Source organism: Paraburkholderia sp. BGA-UO-ETr-F12, assembly GCF_059567945.1.
This window is the reverse complement of sequence record NZ_JCAQOZ010000066.1, coordinates 28,847-41,312: the sequence shown is the minus strand read 5'-3', so window position 1 is coordinate 41,312 and position 12,466 is coordinate 28,847. Positions and strand designations below refer to the sequence as shown.

The window sequence follows — 12,466 nt, the reverse complement described above, 5'->3', positions numbered from 1 at the left end:
CACGAACCTGCTACGACGAAGCCGCATTGGCCGACGCCGCGGCCGACGCGGCAGCGGGTTCGGAGGTAGCAGGTTCCGCGGCGGCGGCGCCGGACGCTGGCTTGGCCGCCGCGGGCTTCGGCTTGGCCGCCTGGATTTTGGCGCCGTCGTTCAGGCGGTCGGTGCCGTCCGTGACCACCTGGTTGCCCTGGGCGAGGCCCGAGAGAATGACCGTGTTCTTGCCGTCGCTCGGGCCGAGCTTCACTTTATGCACGGAGACGGTGTTGTTCGCGTTGACCAGATAGACGAAGTCGCCCGGCGCGCCGGTTTGCACGGCTGGGGTCGGCACCAGCACGGCATTCTGCAGCGTGTCGACCAGCAGCTTGACGTTGACGAACTCGTTGGGGAATAGCGCTTCGTCGTCGTTGGGGAACGTGGCGCGTAAGGTGACGGTGCCGGTCGACGTGGCCATCTGGTTGCTGACCGCGTAAAGCGCGCCTGTGGCGATCTCGCGCGCGTTGTCGCTGCTATAGGCGGTGACCGGCAATTTTGCGCCGCCATTCAGGCGCTGCACGATCGATGCGAGCGAGTCCTGCGGCACCGTGAACTGCACGGTAGTCGGCTTGACGGTGGTGATGACGACGATCCCCGTCGACGACGACGCGGTTACGTAGTTGCCCGGGTCGACGAGACGCAGGCCGACCTTGCCGGCGACCGGCGCGGTGATGCGGCAATAGGTCAGGTCGAGGTCGAACTGGGCGATGTTGGCGAGATCGGACTGAACCGCGGCCTCGTCCTGCTGCACGAGGAACTTCTGATCTTCAAAGGTCTGCTGCGCGATCGACTTGCGCTCGTTCAACTGCGTGTAGCGGGCAAGATCGGCGCGCGCCTGGGCGAGCGACGCGCGGTCTTTGGCGAGTGCCGCCTGAGCCTGCTGCTTGCTGATCTGATACTGGCGCGGATCGATCTGGGCGAGGAACTGGCCTTTCTGGACTTCCTGGCCTTCGTGATAACCGACCTCAGTGAGGTAGCCGCTCAGTTGTGGCAGCACGGTCACGGTGGCGGTGGGTGTAACCGTGCCGAGTTCGCTCAACATGACCGGCATCGAACCGAGTGTCGCGCTCGCCACGGTGACGACGATCGGCGCGACTTCGCGCGAGGGCTTCTTGCGCGTCAACAGGTGAACAACGACAACCGCGATCAGCACCAGCACGATAAGCGCAAATAGAATGAGCCCGCGTCGGGAGCGCCTGGGTTGCGTGGACACGGCTTCGCTCATAGGTATCTCCGAAAACGAAAACAGATACTGCCGTTGATGGTCGGATGGGGAGTCATTCTCTGCCAGGATTTTGGGAACATGCCATGGTTCTTGCGTGTTGTCACAACTCAATGTTTTTTCTGCATGACGTTATCCAATTGAAAGCAAGACGGGGCGCGCAAAATGCATAACCTCCTAACCGGCATAGGGCGCCGTAACGGAGTCATGGCGCGTCGAGCCGGTCGGTGAGGAGCAATATGCTGTGAAACCGGCTGTAATGATTTGTCGGAGCGTCCTCTCGGGATCGAGTGAACGGCGCGTCGCCGACTGCCGCGAGCGCCCTGCTGACAGACCGTGTATTGCTCATGTTTGCGTTGGTGGAAGCGGATGGACAATGGGTATGCGCCAATGTACCGGGTACGTCCAAAGTTTGAGTTACCAACGTGAAACATGTTTCGGGGCGAAAGACCCTGTGGGTATCTGTCGGCCCGCAATCGGCGTCAACGAACGGCTGAGCGGAGGGTTGGTTTTTGGCGGGAGTGAAGGCGAGTGGTCATGCTGGTGAAGGCTTTATGTAATTGTTCGAAATGCCAGGCCGGAACCCGGACTTCGCACCAGCGGTCAAGTTTGGGTTGCTGCATTGCGCTTTGCAGCCGACGCCTCTACGTCCGGCAGGCGTCCGATGACTACCGGAATAGGCTGGCGAGCCATGCTCGCCAGCCGCCAAACTCCGTGATATCTGCCCCGGATTCCAGCCCATACGACTCGCACACGAACCCCGTCACCCACTGGCCATTTGACAGTTCAATCTTCCCCAGCGCAAGCGGAGAGGGAATGGTCGCGATGAACGAACCTAATTCCAGGCTGGGCATTTCCCAGACCTCAATCGCGATCGCCGTGCCGCCGTCTGACACTCGGCGCATTCCAGGGCGTCTTGTGCTATCCGGTGCGGCAGCCAGCGCAGACAGCCGATAATGCGGCGCAGTGTGCGTAGCCTCTACGAGGCGCGCGCCACGGCTTACCAGGTCACGATTGAGCGGCAAACCCTGCATATGCGCGCCGCACACCGCCACCTTCACGCGATCGTTGTTCGCCCGAGGCCTATCGTTCGCATCGGATTTGCTGCCGCCGACACATTCAATTCCGCTCATTCGCTGCAATGTGTCCGCCACGCTTAGCAGATATTGATCCGTGAAGGCGCGGCCGAACACCGTGACACCCCATGGCAGACCATTCGCCATGAACCCGGTCGGCGTCGCGACGGCGGCATAGTCGAGCAGATTCATGAAGTTCGTGTAGTAGCCGAGTAACGAATTCGGCCGGATGGGATCGCGCTCAAGCTCCGCCAGCGTAACAGGCCGCGGATACGTCGGTGTGAGAACGAAGTCGAGCGGTTCAAGCGCCGCATCGCAGATCGCCTTCAATGCCTGCAGGCGATATTGCGCACGAAAAAGTTCGACGGCGGTGGCCCCCGGCGCCTTCGCCAGCACATCGCGAATAACCGGCAATACGGCCTCCGGGTTCGCTTCCAGCAATTCGTCCACGACGCTGTAGCGCTCCGCGACCCAAGGGCCTTCGTAAAGCAGGTTTGCCGCTTCGACGAATGGCGCGAAGTCGATTTGGACGGCTTCACCGCCCGCCGCTTCGAGCATCGCGCGAGCCTTTGCAAACAATGCCGGGCTTTCCGCGCAGCCCGCGAATTCGAGTTGCGACGGCACGCCGAACCGGAACGTAGCGAGCCTGCCGAACGCGCGTGCGTCGTTCCATTGCGGGTTTTTGCGGCTGTATGCATCGCGGGGATCGATCTGGGCGGTCAGTGCGAGCAGTTCGCTGGCTTCCTGCGCGGTTGCGGTGAAGTAGGTCACGCAATCGAGCGTGCGGCAGGCCGGCACGACACCGGCGGTCGACAGCAGGCCTTTGCTCGCCTTGAGTCCAACGAGGTTGTTCAGGCCTGCCGGCACACGACCCGAACCTGCGGTATCTGTGCCGAGCGCGAAGCTCGCGACGCCCAGTGCGACGGCTAGCGACGACCCCGCGCTCGACCCGCCCGACGGATAGTCAGGATGCACGCTGTTACGGCACCTGCCGTACGGTGAACGCGTGCCGTTCAGGCCAGTGGCGAACTGATCGAGATTGGTCTTGCCGAGCGGCACGGCGCCTAGCGCGATCAACTGGGCGACGAGTGTCGCCGACTCGGCCGGTGTATAGGCGAACGCGGGGCACGCGGCCGTTGTCGGAATGCCGGCCAGATCGATGTTGTCCTTGATCGCGAACGGAACGCCATAAAGCGGCAATGCTTCGATATCCTGCGTTTCAAGCCAATCCAGATACGGCGCGACTTCGGCTTCGCTCAGAAGGCGGATGAACAGATGAAACTCGGGATTCAGTGCAGCGGCTTTCGTCAGCAACTCGCCGATCAGCTTGCGCGGCGTATGCGTTCCGGTGCGGTAAGCGGCGCGCAGCGTGGACAGGCGCAGATCGAATGAAGACATGAGTGTTTTCTCCGAATAGTCAAAGACGTTTGATGACGGCAACGCGCTGCCCGGCGCGCACCGGCGAGCCGGGCGCCACGTGAATCTCATTGACTATTCCCGCATACGGCGCGCACACGGAAATCTCCATTTTCATCGACTCGATGATAAGCAGCACGTCGCCTGCCTCGACCCTATCGCCGGGCGACACCCGCACTTGCCAGAGGCTGCCGGCAATTTCGCTGTCCACCGCAATTTCACCGTCTTGCAACGGTGCCAGTTCCGCGCTCTCGACGACCGGGGCGTCGAAACTCTCATCCGTGGTTCCCCCTTCGCGCCAGCGCTCGCGTTCGGCTTGAAACGCGGCTTGCTGGCGCGCGCGGAATTGCTCGATGCCGGCGGATTCACGCGTGAGAAACGTTTGATAGTCGGCCAGCGACAACTCGGTCTCGTCGATCTTCAACGGATAGCGCCCGAGCGGAAAGTCCGCACGGATGCGCAGCAATTCATCGGCTGGGACTTCGTAGAAACGGATCTGATCGAAGAAACGCAGCAGGTAAGGGCGTCCCGCGAAATCCGCGACTTCGCGATAGCGATTCCACATCTGCAATGTGCGGCCGACGAACTGATAACCGCCTGGCCCTTCCATCCCGTACACGCATAGATACGCGCCGCCGATGCCGACCGAGTTCTCCGCCGTCCACGTACGCGCCGGGTTGTATTTGGTCGTCACCAGCCGGTGGCGAGGATCGAGCGGCGTCGCGACCGGTGCGCCGAGATAGACGTCGCCGAGCCCCATCACGAGATAGCTCGCATCGAAGACGATCTGTTTGACCGCATCGATCGAATCGAGGTCGTTGATGCGGCGGATAAACTCGAGATTGCTCGGACACCAGGGCGCGTCTTTGCGCACCGTGGTCATGTATTTGTCGATCGCGAGGCGGCACGCGGGATCGTCCCACGACAGCGGCAAATGCACGATCCGCGACGGTACGCGCAAATTCTTCTGCAACAGCACGTCCTGCCATGCGCGCTCGACGATCGCGAGCAACTGCGCAAGCGGCAGGCTTTCAGGCTGATAGTGAATCTGCAGCGAGCGGATGCCAGGTGTCAGGTCGATCACGCCGGTGAGTGCCATCGCTTCGAGCGACTGCATCAGCGCGTGTCCCCGGAAACGCAATGCGAGATCGAGCTCCGTCGGACCGATTTCGAGCAGCAGATGCGTGTCACCGGAAACCCGCGCGACGAGCCGTTCGCGATCCGCACCGGTTTCGAGGACGATAGGCGAGGTGAGCGCCGCGGCCTTCGTGAATGCCGCTTGCGACTCGAATTCGAGCGTTTCCAATTCACGCAGACGTTGGCGTGCAACCTCACGCGCGGCGTCGATCTGCACCGGCACGAAGCGCACCTTGTCACCGGCCTTCAACTGGCCGATTTGCCAGAGATCCGCCTCGATGATCGTCACCGGACAGACGAAACCGCCAAGGCTCGGACCATCGGGGCCGAGAATCACTGGCATGTCGCCGGTGAAATCGACCGCACCGACCGCATAGGGGTTGTCGTGAATGTTCGATGGATGCAGTCCCGCCTCGCCGCCGTCCTCGCGCGACCACTCGGGCTTCGGTCCGATCAGACGCACGCCGGTGCGGCTGGAGTTGAAATGGATCTCCCATTCGGTGTCGAAAAATTGCTCGATATAGCGCGGGCGGAAGTACTCCGGCGCGCCATGCGGACCATAGATCACTCGCAGCGTGCGCACGGTTTCCAGTGCGGGAAGGTTAGCGAGTACCGCGCCAGCATGCACGTCCTGCAACGGCTGAAGATGCAGCACATCGCCCGCCCGCAGCGCTCGTCCGCCATGCCCGCCGAACTGGCCGAGCGTGAAGGTGCTGCGGCTGCCGAGATACAGCGCGACGTCGAAGCCGCCGCGCACGCACAGATAGGCCCGCGCGCCCGCACCGCGAATGGTGCCGAAAGCGAGCGTCGAGCCGGCGGCAACCAGGAGGGTCGTGTTCAACGGCTGTTCGATATCGTCGAGCAGCACGGGCAGATTCGCGCCGGTCACGGCGACGACCGCGTCCGTGTTGAAGCGCAAGGTCGGCCCACTCATCGTAATCTCGAGCGCGGCAGCGTCGGCGCCATTGCCGAGAAGGCGGTTGCCGAGCCGCAGCGCACGGTCGTCCATCGGACCGGATGGCGGAATGCCGACCGCCCAATAGCCAAGGCGGCCGGGATAATCCTGCACGGTTGTCTGCGTGCCGGCGCTGATCACTTCGAGCGTGCTCGCCCGATACTTGAGACCTTCGAGGCAGCGCGTCCACGGCTCGCCGGACGCAAACGGGTGATCGTCGAGGATCTGCCGCAGATAGTCGCGGTTCGTCTCCACGCCATAGAGGCGCGTATTCTGCAACGCGTCAGCGAGCGCGTGGCACGCCGCGTCGCGCGTTGGCGACCACGCAATCACCTTGGCGAGCATCGGGTCGAAGTAGGGCGGTACTTCGCAGCCGGCCTCGATCCACGTATCGATGCGCAGCGAACGTCCGTCGGCGCGCGGAAACGCGACATCGGTCAGCAAGCCCGGGCTCGGCTTGAAATCGCGGCCCGGGTCCTCGGCATAGAGCCGTGCCTGAATCGCGTGCCCCTGCGGCTTCAAACCCGCGGCGAGTTCCTGCAACGGCGCGAGGGTGCCCGCCGCCAGTTCGATCATCCAGCGCACCAGATCCACACCCCAGACCTGCTCGGTCACGCCGTGTTCGACTTGCAGACGGGTGTTCACCTCAAGGAAATAGAACTGCTGCGCAGCGCTGTCGTAGACGAATTCGACCGTGCCGGCGGAGCGGTAACTGACCGCTTTCGCGAGCTTGACAGCAGCTTCGCACAGGGCGGCCGACATGCCGTCCGGCAGATTGGGCGCGGGCGTTTCTTCGAGTACCTTCTGGTTGCGCCGCTGCACCGAACAGTCGCGCACGCCGAGCGCGATCGCGTCGCCGCGGCCGTCGCCGAATACCTGCACTTCCAGATGCCGCGCCCGCTCGATGTACTTTTCGAGGAACACGCCCGCATCGCTGAAGTTGTTCTGGCCAAGACGCTTGACCACCTCGAAATGAGCACGCAGTTCTTCGACGTTCCAGCATACCCGCATGCCGATGCCGCCGCCGCCCGCCGTGCTTTTCAGCATCACGGGGTAGCCGATCGACTCAGCGGCTGCCAGCGCGGCGGCGAGGTCGTCCAGCAAGCCCGTGCCATTGAGCATCGGCACACCCTGGTCCGCTGCGATCCCGCGGGCCGTGTGCTTCAGGCCAAACGCCCGCAACTGCGCTGGCGTCGGTCCGATGAACTCGATGCCCGCTGCCTCGCACGCTTCGCCAAAGGCCGCATTCTCGGACAGGAATCCATAGCCCGGATGAATTGCCTGGACGTTTTCGCGGCGGGCGATCTCGAGGATCTTGCCGGTGTCGAGGTAGGTGGCGGAAGCCGGACCGTCACCGAGACCGTGCGCGATGGGCGCCTCGCTCACATGGAGGCTCGCGCGATCCGCTTCCGCGTAGACGGCGACGCCGGTTACATCGAGTTCACGCAGCGTTCTGAGGATGCGGCACGCAATGGCACCACGATTGGCGATCAGGATTTTCTCGAACATGAGAGGGGACTGGATTCATGGGCGGGTCGTCCCGCCACGTGGGGATTGCATGCCGCGGTCGTCCGCGGCAGAGGTCCGTGTCAGCGATGTGCGTGGGTCAGTTGTTCGCGCGTGCGGGTGCAATGTCGTCCGGCGCGAACCAGCATGACGAAGTAAAGCCAGTCGCGGATACGCTTCAGTTCCATATCAGCAACTCCGCGGGCGTCGGGTTATAGGCGTTGCACGGATTGTTCAACTGCGGGCAGTTGGAGATCAGTACGATCACGTCCATTTCCGCGTGCAATTCGACATACTTGCCCGGTGCCGAGATGCCGTCTTCGAATGTAAGACCGCCATCCGGTGTCACGGGCACGTTCATGAAGAAGTTGATGTTCGCGCCGATGTCACGCTTCGACAAACGTCCGTCGTGCGCACACGCACGCAGGTAATTGTCGCGGCAGCTATGCATGTAGCGCTTTTCCAGTGCGTAGCGAACCGTGTTGCTTTCCTGCGCGCAGGCGCCGCCAAGGGTATCGTGACGGCCGCAGGTGTCGGCCACGATCGTCAGCATCGGATTGCCAAGGTTCGAATACAGCACGGTGCCGGTCGTCAGATACAGGTTTTTTTGCCGGCGCAGCGTGCGTTGCGGGTCGAAACGCTCGCGCGGATCTGCAAGGCTGTAGAACAGCGTATCGACGGCCTGATTGCCTTCCAGGTCGAGAATGCGCAGCGTCTGCCCGGTTTTCAGTTCGTGAAGCCACGGTTCGCCGGCCGCGAGTGTCTCGCGAAAGACCGCATGTTCGGGGCGTTTGTCGCTGACGGTAAGCGTTGTGGTCATGGTGTCAGGCTCCGCTCAAAGAAAGAAACGATCGGTGTTGAGAAAGCCGCGCACGTTTTCCTCGCATGAGGTTCGGCAAAGTTCGGCGACGTCGCGCTCCGCGTGGCTCAACGCAAGCTTGACCGGCCTGGGCGCGTATTCCGGGTTCGGATCGAGCGGATGCTGGATCGAGGTCAGCACGACCAGCGTGTTCATCGGGGCATACAGCTCGACATAGTCGCCGGCCTTTGAATTGCCTGGAACGAAATTCAACGCGCCAGCGTCGGTGACGTCGACTCGGCTGAAGAGATTGAGTGTCATCAGCAGGTCCGGGATACCCAGCCCCCACTTGCCCATTTCGACCAGCAGGTTGTCCGTGCCGTTGCGATAGAACGCGTTGCGCAGCTCCTGGTAACGACCCGCGCCGTAGCGTTCGTATACTTCCTCTGCATTCGATACTCCGCCGATACTGTCATGCCAGCCGCAGGTATCCGTAACGATTGCGGCGAGCACACGGCCCATATCGGAGTACAGACAATGACCGGCCGTCAGTTTCGCCGTGTGCTGACATTTGAGCGTATCGGGCAGATTGAGCCGTTCGCTTTTCTCGGATGCGTTGATCAGCAGGACGCTGGCGTTCGCGCCGCCGCGCAGGTCGGTGATGCGCAACGACTGGCCGCGCTTGACGATCAGCGAGGTATGGCCGCCGCCGGGGACGGTTTCTTCGAGTAGCAAATCCATGTGCTTAAGATTCCCTTTGGGCTCAGACCGTTTCGACACGCGATGCGCCTTCCACGACGGCTTGGGCCATGTGAATGGACGACCTGGAGTCGCGGCTGTGGTCGAGCGGAATGTTGTAGGTGATGCGCGCACCGTAGGCGCCCGGCGCTTGAGGGTCGACGCGGACCTTGTCGAACACCAGTACGCGGCTGCCGAGCGTGAAGCCTTCCTTCAGGTCGTGGGTGACCATGAAAATCGTCAGCTTCGATTCGCGCCATAAGCTGAGCAGCAAGTCGTGCATGTCCTTGCGGATGCCGGGATCGAGCGCGCCGAATGGTTCATCGAGAAGCAACACGCGTGGCTTCATCATCAGCGCCTGGGCAATCGCGAGACGTTGTTGCATGCCGCCCGATAGCTGCTGCGGAAATTTATCCAACGCCGCACCAAGGCCGACGCGTTTGAGCATCGCGACGGCCTCATCGCGCGCGGCGCGTCGCTGCGCACCGAATAGACGGCCCGTGAATTTCGCGCGACGCAATTCGAGTCCGAGCATCACATTGCGAACCACACTCAGATGGTCGAATACCGAATAGCGCTGAAACACCACGCCGCGATGTTCATCGGGTTCAGCCGGCAAGGGCTCGCCATCGAGCAGAATTTCGCCGCGCGTCGCGCGCTCCTGACCGAGCAATAGCCTCAGGAACGTGGACTTGCCGCAGCCCGATGCGCCGACCATCGAACAGAACTCGCCTTCTTCGACACGCAGGTTCAACCGTTCGAGCACGACCTGATCGCCGTATTCCTTCCAGACGTTACGAACTTCGATCATCGTGCGCCTCCGCCGTACCAGGGGAACGACCATTGCGTGAGGCGGCGCAGCAGCTCGTCGATGAGCCACGCGAGCAGCGTGATCCACGCGACGTAAGGCAGAAGCACGTCCATTGCCAGGTAGCGACGCATCAGAAAGATGCGGTAACCGAGGCCATCTGTCGAAGCAATCGCTTCCGCCGCGATAAGAAACAGCCACGCCGAACCCAGCGCGAGACGCATTGCCACCAGTAAGCGCGGCAGCAGTTGCGGCAGCACGAGGCGCAGAACCAGGGTCCAGCTGGTTGCACCGAGCGTCTGTGCCTTGACCCACAACTCGGCTGGAATCTCGCGCGCCCGCGCATGCAGATCGCGGATGATCATCGGCGTGATGCCGACCACGATCAGGACGACCTTCGACAATTCGTCGAGCCCAAACACGATGAACAGGATCGGCAGCACGGCGAGCGGCGGAATCATCGAGATCACCGTGATGAACGGTGAGAACGTCGCGCCTACCAGCGGAAACGAGCCGGTCGCGATGGCCGCCACCAAGGCAATTAAAGCGCTCACAACGAGGCCGATGCCGAGCCTTCTCAAGCTCGATACCGTGTCGGCCCACAGCAGATACTCGCCCGTGCGCTTGTCCTCATTGAAGGCGACCTCCTTGATGGCGTCGCTCATTTGCGTGGCGCTCGGCAGCAGCTTGTCATCGGGATTGAGCTTGAGCCGCATCGACGACCCGGTGAAGTAAACCGCCATCAGCACGATGAACGGCAGCAACAGCAGCATAAGGCCGCCGCTTCGGCTGGGGTGTCGATTGATGAGTCTCATGGGTGCCTGCCGGATGAAGTACGTGTTGTTCGACTCAGAGCTTGCCGGCCGCGGCCATTTCCACGTAGGTCGGATCGAAGCGCAACTTGACGTTGCCCTTGTTGCCGATCACGACACCCTTGTCGAACGCCATGCCGACCACGTCCGCGCTTTTCGCGTCCTGTCCGAGCAGACCGTGATCGAACGAGAACTCCGCGACGCGCGTCATGATCTTCGGCAGGTTGGGGCTGGTGACAAAATCGACCGCGGCCTGCGGCGTATAGAACAGCGCGGTGGTCGACAGTTGCCCCTTGAAGCCCGCGAGATCGGTGCCCGATGCCTTCGCCATCGCGGTGAGCGCGGCGGTACTGTCGGCGTTATTGGCCCGCATCAACGCGACCATCTCGAACCATGCGCCCGTCAACGCCTTGCCGAGCGCCGGGTTGTCGTTCAGGGTCTTCGTGTTGACGACCATCATGTCCATGATTTCACCGGGAATCTTGCTCGAGTCGAAGACTTCGGTGACGTTCGGCTGCGCCTTCAGTTCGGCAAGCATCGGGTTCCACGTCACTGCGTTGTGGACGGCGGGCGTGGCGAACGCACCGGAGATGTCGGCGTCGGAGGTGTTGACTACCTTGAGGTCGCGCTCGCTCATATGCGCACTTTCGAGGGCGCGTGCAAGCAGGTAGTGCGATACCGAGAACTGGACCAGATTGATCTGCTGACCCTTCAGGTCGGCGATCTGTTTGCCTTTGCCCTTGACGAGCACGCCATCGTTGCCGTTCGAATAGTCGCTGACGATCAGCGCAGTCGAATCCACGCCGCCTGAGGCTGGGATGGTCAACGCGTCCATGTTGGTCATCGCGCAGCCGTCGAACTTGCCGGCGGTGTACTGATTGATGGATTCGACGTAGTCGTTCAGTTGCACGACATCGACATTGATGCCATATTTCCTGGCCCATTTGGAGACGATGCCCTGGGTTTTCGCTTGACCCCACGGCATCCAGCCCGCGTAGATGGTCCAGCAGACCTTGAAGTCGGTGCGTCCGGCGGCAAACGAGGGAGTGGAGGTGAAAGCGGCGAGAGAGACCGCGGCGATGCTGAGAAAGCGAACGAGCTTACGCATGAGGTTGACCTCGGAAGGGACGGTTAGCGACGGCAGGGAGCAGCGCAAACATCGCGTTCTCTCCCGGGCTTTTATCCCGCCGTGTAACCTCACCGAGGTCGACAGCTCTCGGACCAGCACCTGCTTGAAGCAGGCCGGAACCCTAGCCGTCCATTTCCAGATTGTGTGTTAAACCGGATTGCGCCGGCTCCTTGCACTCCCTTATTAGCGAGAAGCGTGCCAAACAGGAATTGCCGCATTCCGGCGCGGCGCGGCAGTTTTTTGCACCGCGCCGGTGACGGCGTGCATCCGCGCGTAGCGGACTCGCACCTGGTTCGTGCATTGATTGCCCGGGCTTGGTGATCGTGTGGCGGACTTGCCGGGCGTTCCTGATCGATCCGCCGAAAAGGCTGGACGGGATTGCTACCGTGCGGCTTCGATTACGCTCCAGACACGCTCATCGCACTGGCCCACGAATCGTCTGGCAATGATCGCCCGGCATTTGTCGCAGCGATAATGTTCGAGCGCGAGCGCACCGTTGCATTCCGCCACACCAATCAAAGTGATGCCTTCGTGTCCCTCGACACCCACGGGGCGGCCGTCAATGTTGGCGCATCCGTCGCAGATTTCCATGGCGCCTCCGGATTTACATCACCTTCATTGGCAAGCGTTCGCACGCATTGCTCAAAAGAGGCCCGCCCGAGGCGGGCCGAAACTGATGCACCCGCAGAGGAGACAACGCGGGCAAAGTCAGTATCCGGCTACGCATAGCACATCGGCAAGCGCGAAAAAAATAATCAAAGAGGGTACGTGAAGCCAACCGCGTCACGGGCTCGCAATCCCGGCACGCTGAGCAACGGCAGCATCCGGAAGGGGT

General features: G+C 62.0%; 9 protein-coding genes and 1 riboswitch. All 9 genes read right to left on the bottom strand.

What is annotated here, in order from left to right:
• Positions 1-10: 10 nt before the first annotated feature.
• Complete coding sequence (locus AC57B6_RS33705; RefSeq protein WP_496422959.1) at positions 11-1,258, bottom strand: efflux RND transporter periplasmic adaptor subunit; 1,248 nt, start codon at positions 1,256-1,258, stop codon at positions 11-13.
• Positions 1,259-1,923: 665 nt separating this feature from the next.
• Positions 1,924-3,729 (bottom strand): allophanate hydrolase, encoded by a 1,806-nt coding sequence (gene atzF / locus AC57B6_RS33700; protein ID WP_496422958.1) that lies wholly within the window; start codon positions 3,727-3,729, stop codon positions 1,924-1,926.
• 19 nt (positions 3,730-3,748) lie between these two features.
• Positions 3,749-7,348: an urea carboxylase gene (uca, locus tag AC57B6_RS33695; RefSeq protein ID WP_496422957.1), complete on the bottom strand. Its 3,600-nt coding sequence runs from the start codon at positions 7,346-7,348 to the stop codon at positions 3,749-3,751.
• Between the two features lie 175 nt (positions 7,349-7,523).
• Positions 7,524-8,165 carry an urea amidolyase associated protein UAAP2 gene (locus AC57B6_RS33690; protein ID WP_106353080.1) on the bottom strand — a complete coding sequence of 214 codons (642 nt, stop codon included), beginning with the start codon at positions 8,163-8,165 and terminating at the stop codon, positions 7,524-7,526.
• A 15-nt stretch (positions 8,166-8,180) separates the two neighbouring features.
• The gene (locus AC57B6_RS33685) at positions 8,181-8,885 is read right to left on the bottom strand and encodes an urea amidolyase associated protein UAAP1 (RefSeq protein WP_178369765.1); all 705 of its coding nucleotides are present in this window, start codon (positions 8,883-8,885) and stop codon (positions 8,181-8,183) included.
• Between the two features lie 22 nt (positions 8,886-8,907).
• A complete protein-coding gene (locus AC57B6_RS33680; protein WP_028198713.1) occupies positions 8,908-9,693 on the bottom strand; it encodes an ABC transporter ATP-binding protein in 786 nt (261 codons plus the stop codon).
• The gene (locus AC57B6_RS33675) at positions 9,690-10,505 is read right to left on the bottom strand and encodes an ABC transporter permease (RefSeq protein ID WP_496422956.1); all 816 of its coding nucleotides are present in this window, start codon (positions 10,503-10,505) and stop codon (positions 9,690-9,692) included. Before AC57B6_RS33675 ends, AC57B6_RS33680 begins: the two co-directional genes overlap by 4 nt.
• A 34-nt stretch (positions 10,506-10,539) precedes the next feature.
• Positions 10,540-11,610 carry a putative urea ABC transporter substrate-binding protein gene (locus AC57B6_RS33670; protein ID WP_496422955.1) on the bottom strand — a complete coding sequence of 357 codons (1,071 nt, stop codon included), beginning with the start codon at positions 11,608-11,610 and terminating at the stop codon, positions 10,540-10,542.
• Positions 11,611-11,668: 58 nt separating this feature from the next.
• A riboswitch (guanidine-I (ykkC/yxkD leader) is annotated at positions 11,669-11,767 on the bottom strand.
• 245 nt (positions 11,768-12,012) lie between these two features.
• Entirely contained in the window at positions 12,013-12,222 is a 210-nt protein-coding gene (locus tag AC57B6_RS33665) for a hypothetical protein (protein ID WP_028198716.1), read from the bottom strand.
• Positions 12,223-12,466: the final 244 nt, after the last annotated feature.